Origin of the sequence: Kribbella sp. CA-294648, assembly GCF_050943845.1 — a bacterium.
Lineage (GTDB): Bacteria > Actinomycetota > Actinomycetes > Propionibacteriales > Kribbellaceae > Kribbella.
This window is the reverse complement of record NZ_CP191981.1, coordinates 7,658,332-7,677,781: the sequence shown is the minus strand read 5'-3', so window position 1 is coordinate 7,677,781 and position 19,450 is coordinate 7,658,332. Positions and strand designations below refer to the sequence as shown.

The 19,450-nt window shown below is 66.9% G+C and carries 12 protein-coding genes; 10 read left to right on the top strand and 2 right to left on the bottom strand.

The genetic code is table 11. From position 1 onward, the window contains the following. Positions 1-5 precede the first annotated feature (5 nt). The 6 genes from ACQPYM_RS36575 (at position 6) to ACQPYM_RS36550 (ending at position 11,011) form a co-directional block, all read left to right on the top strand. Entirely contained in the window at positions 6-476 is a 471-nt protein-coding gene (locus ACQPYM_RS36575) for a hypothetical protein (RefSeq protein WP_433010101.1), read from the top strand. Positions 477-649: 173 nt separating this feature from the next. After that, complete coding sequence (locus tag ACQPYM_RS36570) at positions 650-1,180, top strand: hypothetical protein (protein ID WP_433010098.1); 531 nt, start codon at positions 650-652, stop codon at positions 1,178-1,180. A gap of 271 nt (positions 1,181-1,451) precedes the next feature. Continuing rightward, on the top strand, positions 1,452-4,937 hold the full coding sequence (rpoB, locus tag ACQPYM_RS36565; RefSeq protein WP_433010095.1) for a DNA-directed RNA polymerase subunit beta: 3,486 nt from the start codon (positions 1,452-1,454) through the stop codon (positions 4,935-4,937). A 68-nt stretch (positions 4,938-5,005) separates the two neighbouring features. Continuing rightward, positions 5,006-8,866, top strand: coding sequence for a DNA-directed RNA polymerase subunit beta' (locus ACQPYM_RS36560; protein WP_433010093.1), 3,861 nt, complete (start codon positions 5,006-5,008; stop codon positions 8,864-8,866). Between the two features lie 77 nt (positions 8,867-8,943). Next, a complete protein-coding gene (locus tag ACQPYM_RS36555) occupies positions 8,944-9,351 on the top strand; it encodes a DUF1801 domain-containing protein (protein WP_433010090.1) in 408 nt (135 codons plus the stop codon). A gap of 193 nt (positions 9,352-9,544) precedes the next feature. Next, entirely contained in the window at positions 9,545-11,011 is a 1,467-nt protein-coding gene (locus ACQPYM_RS36550) for a nuclear transport factor 2 family protein (protein WP_433010086.1), read from the top strand. Positions 11,012-11,272: 261 nt separating this feature from the next. Here the strand turns inward: ACQPYM_RS36550 and ACQPYM_RS36545 are convergent, their stop codons facing one another. Both ACQPYM_RS36545 and ACQPYM_RS36540 read right to left on the bottom strand, forming a co-directional pair. Further along, positions 11,273-12,628 carry a DUF1501 domain-containing protein gene (locus ACQPYM_RS36545; protein WP_433010083.1) on the bottom strand — a complete coding sequence of 452 codons (1,356 nt, stop codon included), beginning with the start codon at positions 12,626-12,628 and terminating at the stop codon, positions 11,273-11,275. Positions 12,629-12,642: 14 nt separating this feature from the next. Further along, entirely contained in the window at positions 12,643-14,388 is a 1,746-nt protein-coding gene (locus ACQPYM_RS36540) for a DUF1800 domain-containing protein (RefSeq protein ID WP_433010080.1), read from the bottom strand. 538 nt (positions 14,389-14,926) lie between these two features. On the opposite strand from ACQPYM_RS36540, the gene rpsL reads away from it, so the two are divergent. From rpsL to tuf, 4 genes are all read left to right on the top strand, one after another. Then, positions 14,927-15,301 carry a 30S ribosomal protein S12 gene (rpsL, locus tag ACQPYM_RS36535; protein ID WP_012923692.1) on the top strand — a complete coding sequence of 125 codons (375 nt, stop codon included), beginning with the start codon at positions 14,927-14,929 and terminating at the stop codon, positions 15,299-15,301. Beyond that, entirely contained in the window at positions 15,301-15,771 is a 471-nt protein-coding gene (gene rpsG, locus ACQPYM_RS36530) for a 30S ribosomal protein S7 (RefSeq protein ID WP_012923691.1), read from the top strand. Before rpsL ends, rpsG begins: the two co-directional genes overlap by 1 nt. 100 nt (positions 15,772-15,871) lie before the next feature. Beyond that, positions 15,872-17,953 (top strand): elongation factor G, encoded by a 2,082-nt coding sequence (gene fusA / locus ACQPYM_RS36525; RefSeq protein ID WP_433023460.1) that lies wholly within the window; start codon positions 15,872-15,874, stop codon positions 17,951-17,953. A gap of 72 nt (positions 17,954-18,025) precedes the next feature. Further along, positions 18,026-19,219: an elongation factor Tu gene (gene tuf / locus ACQPYM_RS36520; protein ID WP_433010077.1), complete on the top strand. Its 1,194-nt coding sequence runs from the start codon at positions 18,026-18,028 to the stop codon at positions 19,217-19,219. Positions 19,220-19,450 lie beyond the last annotated feature (231 nt).

The window sequence follows — 19,450 nt, the reverse complement described above, 5'->3', positions numbered from 1 at the left end:
GCCCGGTGATCTTGGCGTGGGCGCTGAGTGTGCTCGTCCTGGTGGCGCTGGTCGGCGCGACGCTGTCCGTGGTCGCGTTGCGTGGTCAGGACACCCGGAAGAGTGATCGGGAGAGTGCGATGAAGGCGGCGCGGCAATTGGCGCTGGACTTCACGACGTACAACTACGAGAGCTGGGACGCCGACGCGCAGCGGGTGCTGGACGACTCCACCGGGCAGTTCAAGGAGGAGTTCAAGTCGGCCTCGGACTCGGTCAAGACCGAGGTGACGGCGAACAAGGCGACCTCCAAGGGCGACGTGAAGGAGGCCGCGGTGGTGTCGAACGACAAGGACTCGGCCCAGGTGCTGGTGATCGTGAACGCGGTCGTCACCAACACCGCCGCCAAGGACGGGGTCGAGCGCCGGTACCGGATCAAGCTGGACATGGTCCGGGAGAAGAACCGCTGGCTCACCGCCGACTTCCAGGTGGTCGGCTGATGCCCCGCCGAATCGCCGGCCAGCGCCGCCGCCCGGAAACCCCGGCCGAAGTCAACCCCCAGAACGAGCCAGACAAACCAGTGACTCAGGCCACACCGGACGCTCCGGAGATGGCTTCCGAGCCCTCTGAAGACCAGCCAGTTGTCACACAGAGTGATGATTCTCAGGGTGAAGTGACTGCGGCGCCGTCCGCTGAGTCGGCCACTGTGGTTGATGGGCGCTCGAAGGTCGGCGTGGTGTTGTCGGCGGCGTTGGGGGTGTTGCTGGTGCTGATTCTGGGGTTGACCGGGATTCTCGGCCTGCAGGCCTGGAAGGGTAAGGAGGCCGAGGAGGCCCGCGATCAGGCGGCCGCGGCGGGGCGGAAGGCGGCCGAGACGGCGCTCAGTTATGACTACCGCACGCTCGACAAGAGCTTCGCGGACGCCCGGGCGACGATGACCGCGGACTTCGCCGGCAAGTTCGACGCCACCGCCAAGGTGGCCGGTGAGCTGGCCACCAAGACCAAGGCGACCGTGCGCGCCGAGGTCCGGGAGGTCGGCGTACGGGACGGCGACGCGGACCGGGTCACGCTGATCATCTTCGTCAACCAGACCACCACCAGCACGATCACGCAGGGTAAGCCGCGGGTCGACCTGAACCGGACGAGATTCACGATGGTCCGAAACGGTGGTCAATGGCTGGTCCAGGAGATCGCCGGACTGTAGTCTCTTTGTGACTCCGGAGAGGTCGTGCCGGGTGGCTCGCGGGCTGGTTACCCGCTGGAGAACCCGGGTCGATTCTTGACGGGGAGGGTGGTCCGAAGGCATAGTGTCGGACCCCATTGGACAGGCTTGCCCTGATCGGGTAGCCTATTGCTTTGCGCTGCCTTTAACCGCACCCTTGTTCATCCTCAGAACTTGACGAGGGTCGTTTGGCATGCGCTCCCAGCACCGAAGTGCCAGCACCGAATTTTGCGAGCCCGTGGAAGGACGCCCCTTGGTCGCCTCGCGCAACCCCCAGTCCGACAGCATTACCGACGTTTCCGGCGCACCACGCCGCATCTCCTTCGCAAAGATCTCCGAGCCTCTCGAGGTTCCGGATCTTCTTGCGTTGCAGGTGGACAGTTTCGACTGGCTGGTCGGAAACGAAACCTGGCAGGCCAGGGTGGCCGCGGCCGAGGAAGAGGGACGGACCGATCTGTCCTCCCCGTCCGGCCTGGAGGAGATCTTCGAGGAGATCTCCCCGATCGAGGACTTCAGCGGCACCATGTCGCTGTCGTTCCGCGACCACCGGTTCGAGCCCCCGAAGAACACGGTCGACGAGTGCAAGGAGCGTGACGTCACCTACTCGGCGCCGCTGTTCGTCACCGCCGAGTTCATGAACAACGAGACCGGCGAGATCAAGAGCCAGACCGTCTTCATGGGTGACTTCCCGTTGATGACGCGCAAGGGCACGTTCGTGATCAACGGCACCGAGCGTGTCGTCGTGTCCCAGCTGGTTCGCTCGCCCGGTGTGTACTTCGAGCGCACGCCGGACAAGACGTCGGACAAGGACATCTTCACCGCCAAGATCATCCCGTCGCGCGGTGCGTGGCTGGAGTTCGAGGTCGACAAGCGCGACATGGTGGGCGTGCGGCTGGACCGCAAGCGCAAGCAGAACGTCACCGTGCTGCTCAAGGCGCTCGGCTGGACCGACGCGCAGATCCTCGAGGAGTTCGGCGAGTACGAGTCGATCCGCCTCACCCTGGAGAAGGACCACACCTCCGGGCAGGACGACGCGCTGCTGGACATCTACCGCAAGCTGCGCCCCGGCGAACCGCCGACGCGTGAGGCTGCCCAGGCGCTGCTGGACAACTACTACTTCAACGGCAAGCGCTACGACCTGGCCAAGGTCGGCCGGTACAAGATCAACAAGAAGCTCGGCCGGGACGAGACGCACGACACCGCCGTCCTGACGATCAACGACATCGTCGCGACGATCAAGTACCTGGTGGCGCTGCACGAGGGCAAGACCGAGCTGACCGCGCCGCAGGGCGAGATCGTCGTCGAAGAGGACGACATCGACCACTTCGGCAACCGCCGTCTGCGCACGGTCGGCGAGCTGATCCAGAACCAGCTCCGCACCGGCCTGGCCCGGATGGAGCGGGTGGTCCGCGAGCGGATGACGACCCAGGACGTCGAGGCGATCACGCCGCAGACCCTGATCAACATCCGCCCGGTGGTCGCGGCGCTGAAGGAGTTCTTCGGAACCTCCCAGCTGTCGCAGTTCATGGACCAGACCAACCCGATCGCCGGTCTGACCCACAAGCGCCGCCTGTCGGCGCTTGGCCCGGGTGGTCTGTCCCGGGAGCGGGCCGGCTTCGAGGTCCGCGACGTGCACCCGTCCCACTACGGCCGGATGTGCCCGATCGAGACCCCGGAAGGCCCGAACATCGGCCTGATCGGCTCGCTCGCGACGTACGGCCGGGTGAACCCGTTCGGGTTCGTCGAGACGCCGTACCGCAAGGTCGTCGACGGCCGGGTCACCGACCAGGTCGACTACCTGACCGCGGACGAGGAGGACCGGTTCGTCATCGCCCAGGCCAACGCGGCCCTGACCGACGACGACGTGTTCGCCGAGGACCGGGTGCTGGTCCGCCGGCGCCACGGTGAGGTCGAGCTCGTGCTGGTCGACGACGTCGACTACATGGACGTCTCGCCGCGCCAGATGGTGTCGGTCGCCACCGCGATGATCCCGTTCCTCGAGCACGACGACGCCAACCGCGCCCTGATGGGCTCCAACATGCAGCGCCAGGCCGTTCCGCTGATCACCGCGGACGCCCCCCTGGTCGGTACCGGCATGGAGTTCCGCGGAGCGGTCGACGCCGGTGACGTGCTGGTGTCGGAGAAGGCGGGTGTGATCAAGGAGGTCTCGGCCGACCTGATCGAGGTCGCCGCCGACGACGGCACGTACCAGACCTACCGGCTGCAGAAGTTCCGTCGCTCGAACCAGGGCACCTGCATCAACCAGCGTCCGCTGGTCGACGCCGGGCAGCGGGTCGAGGCCGGCTCGCCGCTGGCCGACGGTCCGTGCACGGACGAGGGGGAGATGGCCCTCGGCCGGAACCTGCTCGTCGCGTTCATGCCGTGGGAGGGTCACAACTACGAGGACGCGATCATCCTCAGCCAGCGCGTCGTGCAGCAGGACCTGCTGACCTCGATCCACATCGAGGAGCACGAGGTCGACGCTCGCGACACCAAGCTGGGCCCGGAGGAGATCACCCGCGACATCCCCAACGTCTCCGACGAGATGCTGGCGGACCTGGACGAGCGGGGCATCATCCGGATCGGCGCCGAGGTCACCACCGGTGACATCCTGGTCGGCAAGGTCACGCCCAAGGGTGAGACCGAGCTGACCCCGGAGGAGCGGCTGCTGCGCGCGATCTTCGGTGAGAAGGCACGCGAGGTGCGCGACACCTCGCTGAAGGTGCCGCACGGTGAGAACGGAACCGTCATCGGGGTCCGCGTCTTCGACCGCGACAACGGCGACGAGCTGCCGCCGGGCGTGAACCAGCTGGTCCGCGTGTACGTCGCGCAGAAGCGCAAGATCTCCGTCGGTGACAAGCTCGCCGGACGCCACGGCAACAAGGGCGTCATCTCGAAGATCCTGCCGGTCGAGGACATGCCGTTCATGGAGGACGGCACCCAGGTCGACATCATCCTGAACCCGCTGGGCGTGCCCGGCCGGATGAACGTCGGTCAGGTGCTCGAGACCCACCTCGGCTGGGTTGCCAGCCGCGGCTGGAAGGTCGACCCGGACAACACCGAAGAGTGGGCCCAGCGACTGATCAAGATCGGCGCCGGCGAAGCCGAGCCGTTCACGAACGTCGCCACCCCGGTCTTCGACGGCGCGCGGGAGGAAGAGGTCACCGGCCTGCTCGGCTCCACGCTGCCGAACCGGGACGGCGACCGGATGGTCGACAGCACCGGCAAGGCCAACCTGTTCGACGGCCGCTCGGGTGAGCCTTTCCCGCAGCCGGTCGGCGTCGGCTACATGTACATGCTGAAGCTGCACCACCTGGTGGACGACAAGATCCACGCCCGCTCGACCGGTCCGTACTCGATGATCACCCAGCAGCCGCTGGGTGGTAAGGCGCAGTTCGGTGGTCAGCGGTTCGGCGAGATGGAGGTGTGGGCCCTCGAGGCCTACGGTGCCGCCTTCGCGCTGCAGGAGCTGCTCACGATCAAGTCCGACGACGTGGTCGGCCGCGTCAAGGTGTACGAAGCGATCGTCAAGGGCGAGAACATCCCGGAGCCGGGTATCCCGGAGTCCTTCAAGGTTCTGGTCAAGGAAATGCAGTCCCTGTGTCTGAACGTCGAAGTGCTCTCGTCCGACGGAAGCCGGGTCGAGATGCGGGACAGCGAAGAAGACGTCTTCCGCGCAGCGGAAGAACTGGGAATCGACCTGTCCCGGCGTGAGCCGAACAGTGTCGAAGAGGTCTGAGCGGGTTGCCGCTTGAGATCAACAACCAACTCACTCAGACCATTTTTACAATCGGGAGATAACACATCGTGCTCGACGTGAACTTCTTCGACGAGCTTCGGATCGGCCTGGCGACCGCGGATGAAATCCGCCAGTGGTCGCACGGCGAGGTCAAGAAGCCCGAGACGATCAACTACCGGACGCTCAAGCCTGAGCGTGACGGTCTGTTCTGCGAGAAGATCTTCGGTCCCACCCGGGACTGGGAGTGCTACTGCGGTAAGTACAAGCGCGTTCGCTTCAAGGGCATCATCTGCGAGCGGTGTGGCGTCGAGGTCACCCGCTCCAAGGTGCGCCGCGAGCGGATGGGCCACATCGAGCTGGCCGCGCCGGTCACCCACATCTGGTACTTCAAGGGTGTCCCGTCGCGACTCGGCTATCTGCTCGACCTCGCCCCGAAGGACCTCGAGAAGGTCATCTACTTCGCGGCGTACATGATCACCGACGTCGACGACGAGGCGCGGCACCGCGACCTGTCGTCGTTGGAGGGCCGGACCGATGTCGAGCGCAAGCAGCTCGAGAGCCGGCGCGACAACGACATCGAGGCGCGGCTGAAGAAGCTCGAGGAGGACCTCGCCCAGCTCGAGGCCGAGGGCGCGAAGGCCGACGTTCGCCGCAAGGTGAAGGAAGGCGCCGAGCGTGAGGTCAAGCAGCTGCGCGACCGTGCGCAGCGCGAGATCGACCGCCTCGACGAGGTCTGGAGCAGGTTCAAGAACCTCAAGGTCCAGGACCTGGAGGGCGACGAGATCCTGTACCGCGCCATGAAGGAGCGGTTCGGCAAGTACTTCGAGGGCGCGATGGGTGCCGCCGCGATCCAGCGGCGCCTGGAGACCTTCGACCTCAAGGCCGAGGCAGCCAGCCTGCGCGAGACGATCAAGACCGGTAAGGGCCAGCGCAAGACCCGCGCCCTGAAGCGGCTCAAGGTCGTCACCGCGTTCCTGGCCACCAACAACAGCCCGATGGGCATGGTGCTCGACTGCGTCCCGGTGATCCCGCCGGACCTGCGGCCGATGGTCCAGCTCGACGGTGGCCGGTTCGCCACCTCCGACCTGAACGACCTGTACCGCCGGGTGATCAACCGCAACAACCGGCTCAAGCGCCTGCTCGACCTGGGTGCGCCGGAGATCATCGTCAACAACGAGAAGCGGATGCTGCAGGAGGCCGTCGACGCACTGTTCGACAACGGCCGTCGTGGCCGTCCGGTCACCGGCCCGGGCAACCGGCCGCTGAAGTCGCTGTCCGACATGCTCAAGGGCAAGCAGGGCCGGTTCCGTCAGAACCTGCTCGGCAAGCGCGTCGACTACTCGGGCCGTTCCGTGATCGTCGTCGGTCCGCAGCTGAAGCTGCACCAGTGCGGTCTGCCGAAGGCGATGGCGCTGGAGCTGTTCAAGCCGTTCGTGATGAAGCGGCTGGTCGACCTCAACCACGCGCAGAACATCAAGTCCGCCAAGCGGATGGTCGAGCGTCAGCGCGCCCAGGTCTGGGACGTGCTGGAAGAGGTCATCACCGAGCACCCGGTCCTGCTGAACCGGGCGCCTACCCTGCACCGGTTGGGGATCCAGGCGTTCGAGCCCCAGCTGATCGAGGGCAAGGCGATCCAGATCCACCCGCTCGTCTGTTCCGCGTTCAACGCGGACTTCGACGGTGACCAGATGGCGGTGCACCTGCCGCTGTCGGCCGAGGCGCAGGCCGAGGCCCGGATCCTGATGCTGTCGACGAACAACATCCTGAAGCCCGCTGACGGCCGTCCGGTCACGATGCCGACCCAGGACATGATCATCGGCATCTACTTCCTGACCATGCTGAAGGAAGGCGTGGCCGGCGAGGGACGCGCGTTCAGCTCGCTGGCCGAGGCGCTGATGGCCTTCGACCGCGGTGAGCTGTCGCTGCAGGCGAAGATCACGCTGCGGCTGAACGAGGCCGGTGCTCCGGACGGCTCGACCGAGCGTCCGAACGGCGGGTTCTCGCTGGAGACGACGCTGGGTCGCGCCCTGTTCAACGAGGCGCTGCCGAGCGACTACACCTTCGTGGACACCGAGGTCGGCAAGAAGCAGCTGGGCTCGATCGTCAACGATCTGGCCGAGCGCTACTCCAAGGTCCAGGTGGCGAACTGCCTGGACGCGCTGAAGGACCTCGGTTTCCGCTGGGCCACCCGTTCGGGTGTCACGGTGTCGATCGACGACTTCAGCACGCCGCCGAGCAAGCCCGAGATCATGGCCCGCTACGAGTCGCAGGCCGAGAAGGTCCAGAAGCAGTTCGAGCGGGGTCTGATCACCTCGTCCGAGCGGCGGCAGGAACTGATCGAGATCTGGACCGGCGCGAACGCCGAGGTCGGTAAGGCCATGGAGGAGAACTTCGCCAAGGCCAACCCGATCTGGATGATGGTCCACTCGGGTGCCCGAGGCAACATGATGCAGATCCGGCAGATCGCCGGTATGCGTGGCCTGGTGGCCAACCCGAAGGGCGAGATCATCGCCCGGCCGATCAAGTCCAACTTCCGCGAGGGCCTGTCGGTGGTCGAGTACTTCATCGCCACCCACGGTGCTCGTAAGGGTCTTGCCGACACCGCGCTGCGGACCGCCGACTCGGGGTACCTGACCCGTCGTCTGGTGGACGTTTCGCAGGACGTCATCATCCGCGAGGAGGACTGCGGTACCGAGCGCGGCCTGCCGAAGCTGATCGGCGAGAAGGGCCCGGACGGCAAGGTCGTACACGCCGAGAACGTGGAGACCAGCGCCTACGCACGGACGCTGGCCACCGACGTGACCGGCGCGGACGGCACCGTCGTACTGACGGCCGGCAGCGACCTGGGCGACGTGTCCATCGCCGCGCTGGTTGCCGCTGGGGTCGAGGTCGTCAAGGTCCGCTCCGTGCTGACCTGTGACGCCAAGACCGGTACCTGTGCCAAGTGCTACGGCCGTTCGCTGGCGACCGGCAAGCCGGTCGACATCGGTGAGGCCGTCGGCATCATCGCGGCGCAGTCCATCGGTGAGCCGGGTACGCAGCTGACGATGCGGACCTTCCACACCGGTGGTGTCGCGGGTGATGACATCACCCACGGTCTGCCGCGTGTCGTCGAGCTGTTCGAGGCGCGTCAGCCCAAGGGCAAGGCGCCGATCGCCGAGGCGGCCGGCCGGATCGCGATCGAGGACACCGACAAGACCCGGAAGCTGGTGCTCACCCCGGACGACGGTTCCGAGGAGGTCGCCTACCCGGTGTCGAAGCGTGGCCGGTTGCTGATCGAGGACGGTCAGCACGTCGAGGTCGGTCAGCAGCTGACGCAGGGTACTCCGGACCCGCAGGAGGTTCTGCGGATCCTGGGCATCCGGAAGGCGCAGGAGCACTTGGTGGACGAGGTCCAGGAGGTGTACCGGTCGCAGGGTGTGGCCATTCACGACAAGCACATCGAGATCATCGTCCGGCAGATGCTGCGCCGGGTCACGGTGATCGAGTCCGGCGAGGCGAACCTGCTGCCGGGTGAGCTGGCGGACCGGCTGATGTTCGAGGCCGAGAACCGTCGCGTCGTGGCCGAGGGCGGTACGCCGGCCTCCGGTCGTCCGGTGCTGATGGGGATCACCAAGGCGTCGCTCGCGACCGAGTCGTGGCTGTCGGCCGCCTCCTTCCAGGAGACGACCCGGGTCCTGACCGAGGCCGCGATCCACGGCAAGTCCGACTCGCTGGTCGGTCTGAAGGAGAACGTCATCATCGGCAAGCTGATCCCGGCCGGTACCGGTATGGACCGTTACCGCAACATCCGGGTGGAGCCCACCGAGGAGGCGAAGGCCGCGATGTACTCGATGGTCGGCTACGAGTCGTACGACTACGACTTCGGCCCGTCCGCCGGGCAGTCGGTCCCGCTGGACGACTTCGACCTGGGCTCGTACCAGAACTGAAGTCCCGCACTACCCGCCGAGGGCGGCATCCCCACCAGGGGGTGCCGCCCTCGCGGCTTTGAGGGCACGATGACCAGATGGCAGCGAACAAGACCACCCGGACCGATGCCTCCGTCGAGGACTTCCTCGCCACGATCCCCGAACCGCGGCAGTCCGACGCGCGCGAGCTGACCACGCTGCTGACCGAACTGGCCGGCTGCCGGCCCGCGCTCTGGGGTGACTCGATCGTCGGATTCGGCGAGCGCCACCTGGTCTACCCGAGCGGCCGGGAGCTCGACTGGTTCGAGATCGGCTTCTCACCCCGCAAGACCTCGCTGACGCTCTATCTGACCGAGGGCTTCGACCGGTACGCCGAACTGCTGGCGCGGCTGGGCCCGCATAAGCACACCGTCTCGTGCCTGCACCTCAAGCGGCTGGCCGACGCCGATCGCGACGTACTCACCGAGCTTCTGGCCGGCTCGATCGCGGCCGCCCGGGCGAGCTGATCGGGGCCGCTTGTTCGGGTCCTTCGAAGCCCTTGTTGCTGTTGGCAACCAGGGGTGAGGGGCCCGGATCGACGTAGTTGCAGGGGTTACCGGTGTTGCTGGTGTGACGATCGGACCGGTGTGTTCGGGCGGCTGCGGAGTGTTGCGAGGGGTCGGCGCGGAAGTGTCGGCGGGATGCGCGAAGATGACGCGTATGACGGACCTCCCGGCCTACCTGCAACCGTTCGTGCTGGACGTCGAGCAGGGTGCGGAGCGCCGTGTGGACCGGGTCGGCCAGCTCGACTTCCACCGGCCCGCGGGCACGGCCCGGACCGGCGCGATCCTGCTGGTCCACGGAGGCCCGATGCCTGCCGATCTCGAGGTGCTGCCACGGGATTGGCCCGTCTATCAGGGGTACGCCGCGGCCATCGCTGAACGCGGTCAGGTGGCCGTCACCGTCGACCACAGCCTGATCCGCGGACTCGACCAGCTGACCACCGCCGCGGACGACGTGGAGGCCGCTGTCGGGCTGCTGCGCGCGGATCCGCAGGTCGATCCGGGCCGCGTGGTGCTGTGGTTCTTCTCCGGTGCCGGACTGCTGGCGGGGGAGTGGCTGGACAGCCGCCCCGACTGGCTCCGCGCCGTCGTCCTGACCTACCCCCTACTCGCCACTCCGCCCGGTGTCGATCAACTCATTTCCGCCGCCGAAGTGATCGGTAAACACGATCGGGGCGGTGGGGTGGGGAAAGAATCAAACAGCGTCCTGCCGGTGCTGCTCACCAGGGTCGGCCGCGAGCGCGAAGAGCTCGCCCGACCGGTGGCGGAGTTCGTCTCCGCCGGTGGCGCCGCGCTGGACATCATCGACGTACCGAAAGGGCAACACGGCTTCGACATGCTCGACCACAGCGAAGAGTCCCGCGCCGCGGTGACCAAGGCCCTCGACTGGGCCATCGCCCACCTGGGCGAAGACCCCACCGGCCAGCTCCCCATCCCCAGCACCACCATCCCAGCCCCCACCCACCAACCCACCAAAGTAGGCCTAGTCCCAGCCCCCACTCCCCGCGCAACCACCGCGACAAAACCAGCCGCCGCCCGAGGCACCACACGAACCTCCACAGCCGCAGACGCCCCGGCAGCTGCCCCCGCCGCAAGCAGCGCAGCCGCAACCCGTCCAGCGGACACTGCGGCCAGCGCGGGAGTCGCCACCCGCGAAGCGGGCGCTCCGGCAGGTGCTGCAGCCAGTGGAGCTGCTTCGTCCACCGGGGCTGGCCGTGCAACTGCAGTGGATGTAGCCGAGAAGCCTGCTGAGCCCGCCAGCCAGCTGGACTCGGCTGCTGTGGCTGGGGTCAGCTTGCCGGTGGAGACTGTTGCTTCTCGGGTTGTGGGGCGGGAGCATGCGGCGTACGACGCGCATGATCTGGAGGCGTTTCTGGCGATGTACTCGCCGACCGCGCAGCTCCAGCTTCCCGACGGCACGGTGATGCGGGGGAGACGGTCACTGCGCGAGTACTACCGGCCGCAGTTCGAGGCGGGGCAGTGCAAGAGCGAGCTGATCCAGCGGATGCTGGTCGGCGACTGGGTGGTCGAGCAGTCGATCCTGCACGGCGACGCACCGACGCCGACGATCACGCTCTACCAGGTCCAGGACAACCTCATCACCGAAGTCCGCTTCCTCGCCTGACCACGTCGACACAGTTCGAAAGCACCGCGGCCGAGCCCAACGGCCGCGGTGCCCGAACCGCCCGGCTACCTGATGCCGATCGTCCGCTTGAAGAGCTGGATCTCCTTGTTCTGGAAATAGACCAGGGAGTTCCCGCCGCCGTTGTGGGTGAGCAGGGCGCGGTAGTTGCCGTCAGAGCCGTAGCAGCAGGAGTTGCCACGGTGGAACCAGGCCTTCCCGTTGCCCGACGCGTCGTACTCGACGAGCCGATCTTGAAGCCGGTTAGGTCATGACGCCGAGTGGCGTCGGCTTCCAGCCCGGGAAGACCTTCGCCGCCTGCGCTGCGCTGAGCCCGAGCCGGCCCATCACGACCTCCGACAGCAGGTCGCGGTAGTCGTTGGTGCCCGGCACATCACCCTGATCCAGTACGCCGGGCGCCAACCCCTCCCAGCGACCGTGCACACCACCCTTGACCCCTCCACCGAGCACCAGCGCGACCCCACCGTGCCCATGGTCGGTACCGCTGTTGGCGTTCTGCCCGACCCGTCGGCCGAACTCGCTCATGGTGACCACCGTGGTCTTGTCCAGGTCAGGCCCCAGCTCAGCCGCGAAGGCGGCCAGTGCGCCCGCCACCGTCTTCAGCGAGTTGGTCATGTCGCCGCCATCGACCGTGCCGAGGTCCGTGTGCATGTCCCAGCCACCCAGGTCGACAGTGGCCACCCGTACTCCGGCCTTCGCCTTGATCAGCTGCGCAAGCGTCGCCAGGGCCGCACCGAAGTCCCCATCCGGATAGCCCCGCTCCTTGGCCGGCTTCTGCTGCTGCTTGGCGTAGCTCTGCGCCGAAGCCGCCGCCTGCAAGGCATCCAGCCCCTGCGCACCCAGCGGGTGGTCGATCCCGGTGTAGAGCGTCTCCAGAGCCGCCAACGTCTGTGGCGCGACCCCGTCGATGCCCTTGACGGTGAAGTCCTTCAGCGAGGTCAACATGACGGGGTCGGAGTTCCCCAGCAACGCCCGGCTCATCCGAGCGCCGATCCCCAGCCCACGGAACGTAGTACCGGGTCCTAGTTCCTCCAGGACTCTGTCGAGCCAGCCGGACTGCACTGACGACCGCGCCGCACCACCGCGTTCCAGGCAGTCCTGCGCTTGGAAGTGGCTACGCGTCAGGTCTGGCGTAGACACAGCCGGTACTGCGGCCAGCCGCCCCGCAGTCATGAGTGGCAGCAGCGGAGCCATCGCCGGATGCATCCCGAAGCCCCGCTGGACATTGAGCAGAGAAGCAGCCCGTACTGCGATCCCCGGCCGTGCCTTGAGCAGCTCAGGATCATCGGCCGGTACCAGTACCGACAACCCGTCCATGCCACCCCGCAGGAACACCACGACCAAGGTGCCGCCGGGATCGGCGTTGGGAGCCGCCCACGAGATCCGCGTGGTCACCAGTTGCGTCGCGGCAACCCCGACAGCAAGCCCACCGGCCAGCACGCGACGTCGGGTGAAGCCCTTGCTCCACTGCTCTTGTCTGTCAGTCGCATCGGACGTCACTGCCGCCGCCTGCGCTCGCAGTACGGCGTCTGTCGGTGTCGGGCCGAGCCGTCGCCAGTCCGGGCAGTCCGGGTGCAGTGAGGCGAGTGTGTCTTCCATCAGTCGGTGCTCCTTCAACGGACCAGGAACTGCGGGGAGTCGAGGACCAGTGCGACCACATGCCCCGCCTGCCACTCCATCCGCCCCTGGTCGACCCGGGAGGTGGGCTTGGCTTGAACAAAGGTCGACAGGGCAGTGCGCTGCCGGGTATCCGGGCGTTGGCCGATCAGCCGTTCTCCCAGCCGGTCGAACCACTCCCGGTAGGTGTCGCCCTTGCGAGGGCGCAGCACGGCCGGCAGCTTCTCCTGCTTCAGCCCCTCCCACCAGCCGTGCGCCAGCGCGCGGTGCATGGTCCAGCGCTCCAGCAGCTGTCCCGCGGATGCCCAGGCCGGTGCGACGTCCGGGTAGCCGTTGGGGGAGGGCCATGCCAGTGGCGCATGGCCCAGGTTGGTGAGCTGCCAGTAGACGGCCTCCAGCCCTTTGGCCGTGGTCGGCCCGAACGGCAGGTCGAGGGCGCGGGCACTGCTCACCACATCTTCCAGCGGCCGTTTCGTCTTGCTACCAAGGGAGTTCCAGAACTCACTGCTGCGGAACAGCGCAGTCAGCATCGGCAGGATCGCAGTGTTGTTGCGCAGATAGATCTGCGCCAGCCGGCTGACCAGCTCGGCCGGAGGAGAGTCGTCGACGAACCGTACGACGAGCTTGCGCGCGATGGTCCGCGCAGTCGCCGGGTGCTTGGCCAAGTAGTCGAGATAGCGATCGCCGGTGGCCAGCCCGCCCTTGGCCGAGCTGTTGGCTGCAGTCCAGTCCAGAACCTTCACCCGGCCGGTGCGGTGCTTGTCGGCGACGTACTCGAAGGCACCATCCTTGGTGGCGCCCCGGCCGCTCAGTACATAAGCACTCGCCCGCACGTCCTTCTCGGTATAGCCGGAGGAGACGCCAACGGTGTGCAGGTCCAGCAGCTCACGCCCGAGGTTCTCGTTGACGCTGTCGCGGGTCGAGGCGTCGTTGTCGAGATAGCGCAGCATCGCCGGGTGCCGCATCGCGGCCTTCAACATGTCGCTGTACCGGCCGAAGGCGTGCCGCCGGATCACCGACACCGCGTACTGCGGCGCGACGTCCCAGCCCCGGTCCGACGGCGTCGCGACGTGCAGGTGGTTGGCGAAGACGTCCACCACCACCTCGAAGAGCTGCCGGCTACCGAACATCTGGCGGCCCAGGGTCGCGATCCCGGTGTGGAACATCGCTTCCCAGGAGTACTCCTCGATCGACCGCCGGATGGTGGCGGGATCGGCACCGGCCAGGGTGAGGGCACGCCAGGCCTGGTCACCAGCCAGGTCCTTGGCGGTCGGCGACAGTTGCGCCGCCAGCCACTTGTCGATCCCCAGCCGATCCAGCTCGCGTACGTCGGCAGGGCGCGGGCCGAAGGTCGCCCGGTTCAACAGATGCCGGCGGGCCTGCGCATCGGTGAGTGGCGCGGCCTTGCTGGTCAGCACGCTAGGGGAGGTGCGACCGGCTTTGGCGGCGGCCGCGTAGCCGGCGTACTCCTGTGGCTTGCCGGTCACTTTGGGCTTCTTCGAGCCCTTGCCGGCGACGAAGCTGGAGTCGCGGTCCTCGTCGACGGTCGCGAGACTCGGCTGCTGGGCGACGCGGGCGCGGCCGGCCGTAGTACGGGCTGCGGCCCCGGATCCGGAACTGTTCGGTGACTCGGCGGCGAGGACGCGATTCCGGAGGGTGTCCGGACGGCTCAGGATCTCCGCTGCCAGCCCGCCGGCGGCCAGGGTGCCGGCGACGGCACCGATGGCCGCCCGGCGAGCCACCGGCGACAGGGTCCTTGGGGCGGAAGGACCCGGCGGCGGCTGGGTGTCCGCGGTGAGGCGGGGACGGTTCGGGGGGACGGGACCGTGTTCCACGAGGGGTTTCTCCAGGCGCGGGCGGTGGCTAGAACAGATCCCCGTTATCAGGTCGTTACACCCGACGGGCGTGACTATGCCGCAAAGTCCGCCGTCGCGGTCCGGTCCGGCCGGACTTTTACCGCGATCAGACGTTTCGCCTGGTTATGGCCGCGTCAAGAGTGCGGCCGGGAGTCGGGTAGACTGGCAGTGCGGCTGCGCCTCTGCAGCGTTCGGTGCTCTGTTTTGACCGTGCCTGAGGCAGCCGCTAGTCTTAACGATCGTGCCCGGGTCATCCTGGGCCGTCATGCGTGCCCCTCGTATTCCGGGACAGCGCGCGTGGCACGGGACTTGCTCCGACAGTCAGAAAGTTTATGACTCCGGCGTGCCTGTGCCCACGCGACACACCCGACCGCGGGGGTCAGGCGCGCAGCAACCGACCGGACGACAGAAAGAGACCTACGCGGTGCCCACCATTCAGCAGCTGGTCCGCAAGGGCCGCCAGGACAAGGTGTCGAAGAACAAGACGCCGGCCCTGAAGGGTTCCCCTCAGCGTCGTGGTGTTTGCACGCGCGTTTACACGACGACTCCGAAGAAGCCGAACTCCGCGCTCCGCAAGGTTGCCCGTGTCCGCCTCACCAGCGGCATCGAGGTCACCGCCTACATCCCGGGCGTCGGCCACAACCTGCAGGAGCACTCGATCGTGCTCGTGCGTGGCGGTCGTGTGAAGGACCTCCCGGGTGTCCGGTACAAGATCATCCGCGGTTCGCTCGACACCCAGGGTGTGAAGAACCGGAAGCAGGCTCGCAGCCGGTACGGCGCGAAGAAGGAGAAGAGCTAATGCCGCGCAAGGGTCCCGCCCCGAAGCGGCCGGTCATCATCGACCCGGTCTACAGTTCGCCGCTCGTCACCCAGTTGATCTCCAAGATCCTGGTCGACGGCAAGAAGCAGATCGCGCAGAGCATCGTCTACACCGCCCTCGAGGGCACCCGGACGAAGACGGGCACCGACCCGGTCATCACGCTCAAGCGCGCCCTGGACAACGTGAAGCCCAGCATCGAGGTGAAGAGCCGCCGCGTCGGTGGAGCCACCTACCAGGTGCCGATCGAGGTCAAGCCCGGTCGCTCGACCACGCTCGCCCTGCGCTGGCTCACGTCGTACTCCCGGGCCCGTCGCGAGAAGACGATGGCCGAGCGCCTGATGAACGAGATCCTGGACGCGTCCAACGGTCTCGGTGCGTCGGTGAAGCGCCGCGAGGACACGCACAAGATGGCCGAAGCCAACAAGGCTTTCGCCCACTACCGCTGGTGAGCCGGGGCCCGCTCCGGGCCCCCGCGTTCACTCTTTGAAGCTAGACAGAAGCGAGAGGTAGACCACCGAGGTGGCCGTACAAATCACCACCGATCTGGGCATGGTGCGCAACATCGGCATCATGGCCCACATCGACGCCGGCAAGACGACGACGACCGAGCGGATTCTCTTCTACACCGGTATCACCTACAAGATCGGTGAGGTCCACGACGGCGCCGCCACGATGGACTGGATGGAGCAGGAGCAGGAGCGCGGCATCACCATCACGTCCGCCGCGACGACCTGTACCTGGAAAGACCACACCATCAACATCATCGACACCCCCGGGCACGTCGACTTCACCGTCGAGGTGGAGCGCTCGCTGCGCGTCCTCGACGGCGCCGTCGCGGTGTTCGACGGTGTCGCCGGTGTCGAGCCGCAGTCCGAGACCGTGTGGCGCCAGGCGGACCGGTACGGCGTACCGCGGATCTGCTTCGTCAACAAGCTGGACCGGACCGGCGCGGAGTTCATGCGCTGCGTCGACATGATCGTCGACCGGCTGGCCGCGGTGCCGCTGGTGCTGCAGCTGCCGATCGGCGCGGAGTCCGACTTCATCGGTGTCGTCGACCTGATCGGGATGCGCGCGCTGACCTGGCGTGGCGAGACCACGATGGGTGAGGACTACACCGTCGAGGAGATCCCGGCCACCCACACCGAGATCGCCGCCGAGTGGCGCGACAAGCTGATCGAGACGCTGGCCGAGGCCGACGACGAGATCATGGAGATGTACCTGGAAGGCCAGGAGCCGACCCAGGAGCAGATCATGGCCGGCATCCGCCGGGCGACGATCGCCTCCAAGCTGACCCCCGTGCTGACCGGTACCGCGTTCAAGAACAAGGGCGTCCAGCCCCTGCTCGACGCGATCAACGCCTTCCTGCCGAGCCCGCTCGACGTCCCCGACATCGAGGGTCACGACATCAAGGACGGCACCGAGGTCGTACTGCGCAAGCCGGCCGACAGCGAGCCCTTCTCGGCGCTGGCCTTCAAGATCGCGGCCGACCCGCACCTGGGCAAGCTGACCTTCATCCGGGTCTACTCGGGCAAGCTCGAGACCGGCACCCAGGTGCTGAACCCGACCAAGGGCCGCAAGGAGCGGATCGGCAAGATCTACCGCATGCACGCGAACAAGCGTGAGGAGATCGCGTCGGTCGGCGCCGGCCACATCGTCGCCGTGATGGGTCTGAAGGACACCACCACCGGCGAGACGCTGTGCGACCCGGCCAAGCCGGTCCTGCTGGAGTCGATGACGTTCCCGGCTCCGGTCATCTCGGTCGCCATCGAGCCCAAGTCGAAGGCCGACCAGGAGAAGCTGGGCGTCGCGATCCAGCGGCTGGCCGACGAGGACCCGACCTTCCAGGTCCGGACCGACGAGGACACCGGCCAGACGATCATCGCCGGCATGGGTGAGCTGCACCTCGAGGTGCTGGTCGACCGGATGAAGCGCGAGTTCCGCGTCGAGGCCAACGTCGGCAAGCCGCAGGTCGCCTACCGCGAGACCATCAAGAAGAAGGTCGAGAAGGTCGACTACACGCACAAGAAGCAGACCGGTGGTTCGGGTCAGTTCGCGCGTGTGATCATCACCATCGAGCCGACTTCGGTCGAGGCCGGTGGCGAGGGCGGTTACGAGTTCGTCAACGCCGTCACCGGTGGCCGCATCCCCCGCGAGTACATCCCGTCGGTGGACGAGGGTGCTCAGGAAGCGATGGAGTTCGGCGTCCTGGCCGGCTACCCGATGGTGGACGTCAAGGTCACCTTGACCGACGGCGCCTACCACGACGTCGACTCCTCCGAGCTCGCCTTCAAGATCGCCGGGTCGATGGCCTTCAAGGACGCCGCCCGCCGGGCGACTCCGGTCATCCTCGAGCCGATGTTCGCGGTCGAGGTCATCACGCCCGAGGACTACATGGGTGAAGTGATCGGCGACCTCAACTCACGCCGCGGCCAGATCCAGTCGATGGACGAGGGCCCCGGTGGCAGCCGGGCTATCAAAGCCTCGGTGCCGTTGTCCGAGATGTTCGGGTATGTCGGGGACCTGCGGTCGAAGACCCAGGGCCGCGCGTCGTACTCGATGCAGTTCGATTCCTACGCCGAGGTTCCGAAGAACGTGGCGGAAGAGATCATCAAGAAGGCCCGCGGCGAGTAATCTCGCTCCGGACCAACCAACCCACAGCGCGTCGGCGTACGGCGTAAGTCAACATTTTCCAGGAGGGCCCCAGTGGCTAAGGCGAAGTTCGAGCGGACTAAGCCGCACGTCAACATCGGCACCATCGGTCACATCGACCACGGTAAGACGACTCTTACCGCGGCGATCACCAAGGTGCTGCACGACAAGTACCCGACCCTCAACGAGGCGTCGGCCTTCGATCAGATCGACAAGGCGCCGGAAGAGCGTCAGCGCGGTATCACCATCTCCATCGCGCACGTCGAGTACCAGACCGAGGCCCGGCACTACGCACACGTCGACTGCCCGGGTCACGCGGACTACATCAAGAACATGATCACCGGTGCGGCCCAGATGGACGGCGCGATCCTGGTCGTCGCCGCCACCGACGGCCCGATGCCCCAGACGCGTGAGCACGTGCTGCTCGCCCGTCAGGTCGGCGTGCCGGCGATGGTCGTCGCCCTGAACAAGTGCGACATGGTCGACGACGAGGAGATCCTGGAGCTCGTCGAGCTCGAGGTCCGCGAGCTGCTCTCGGAGCAGGAGTTCGACGGTGACAACGCCCCGGTCGTGAAGGTCGCGGCGCACCCGGCTCTGCAGGGTGACGCCAAGTGGGGCGAGTCGATCATCGAGCTGATGGACGCGGTCGACTCCTACATCCCGCAGCCGGAGCGCGAGATCGACAAGCCGTTCCTGATGCCGGTGGAGGACGTCTTCACCATCACGGGTCGCGGCACGGTCATCACCGGCCGGATCGAGCGCGGTGTCGTCAAGGTCAACGAGACGGTCGACCTGATCGGCATCCGCCCGGAGAAGCAGACCACCACGGTCACCGGTATCGAGATGTTCCGCAAGCTGCTCGACGAGGGCCAGGCCGGTGAGAACGTCGGTCTGCTGCTTCGTGGCACCAAGCGCGAGGACGTCGAGCGCGGCATGGTCGTCATCAAGCCGGGCACCACGACCCCGCACACCAACTTCGACGCGTCGGTCTACATCCTGTCGAAGGAGGAGGGCGGCCGTCACACGCCGTTCTTCCAGAACTACCGGCCCCAGTTCTACTTCCGCACCACGGACGTCACCGGCGTCGTCACGCTGCCCGAGGGCACCGAGATGGTCATGCCGGGCGACAACACCGACATGTCGGTCGAGCTGATCCAGCCGATCGCCATGGAAGAGGGCCTGAAGTTCGCGATCCGTGAAGGTGGCCGCACCGTCGGCGCCGGCCGGGTCACCAAGATCCTCAAGTGATTTCACGAGGTCCGCGAGGGCTCGCACGCTGAGCCTCCGCGGACCTCTGCTTTGCACGCGGGATCCGGGGCAAGTCGGGGTCGGTGACTCCGGAACGGTTCCGGTTCCCAGCGTGCGGAGCCACCCGATTGGCGTTTCGGCGTCAATCTCTGGCACAATATTCAGGTTGCTCAGGCGAGGCCGCCGGGGCGCGCCCCAGACATGTTTCTGGCAGGTGCGCCGGACCGGAGA

Excerpts from the sequence above, each read along its gene's own strand:
- ACQPYM_RS36555 (WP_433010090.1), top strand. The coding sequence starts at position 8,944 with ATGGCAGCGAACAAGACCACCCGGACCGATGCCTCCGTCGAGGACTTC.
- ACQPYM_RS36550 (WP_433010086.1), top strand. The coding sequence starts at position 9,545 with ATGACGGACCTCCCGGCCTACCTGCAACCGTTCGTGCTGGACGTCGAG.
- ACQPYM_RS36545 (WP_433010083.1), bottom strand. The coding sequence starts at position 12,628 with ATGGAAGACACACTCGCCTCACTGCACCCGGACTGCCCGGACTGGCGA.
- rpsG (WP_012923691.1), top strand. The coding sequence starts at position 15,301 with ATGCCGCGCAAGGGTCCCGCCCCGAAGCGGCCGGTCATCATCGACCCG.
- fusA (WP_433023460.1), top strand. The coding sequence starts at position 15,872 with ATGGTGCGCAACATCGGCATCATGGCCCACATCGACGCCGGCAAGACG.